This is a genomic window from Fructilactobacillus sp. X2R1C1, from assembly GCF_059901435.1.
In genome coordinates, this window is the sequence record NZ_JBWXUV010000091.1 from 1 (window position 1) to 271 (window position 271).

Annotated in this window: 1 pseudogene; it reads left to right on the plus strand. The window is 49.4% G+C overall.

Going from position 1 to position 271, the window contains the following annotated elements:
• Positions 1-271, plus strand: a pseudogene (locus AC6UDG_RS07600) (galactokinase); the annotation flags it as partial.

Here is a 271-nt window from a genome sequence, read left to right on the forward strand (position 1 = left end):
AGCCAAACTCGGACAGCACGTTGAAAACACTGACATTGGCGTTAACTCTGGCATCATGGACCAGTACGCCGTTGAGATGGGCAAAAAAGACACGGCCATTCTGCTCGATACCAACACGATGAAGAGCGAGTTCGTTCCGATTAAACTCGGAAACGATAAAATCGTCATCATGAACACCAACAAGAAACGGGGCCTCAAAGATTCCAAGTACAACGAGCGCCGCCAACAGTGTGAGGACGCCTTAAAACTCGTCAACAAGGTGGCCGACTTC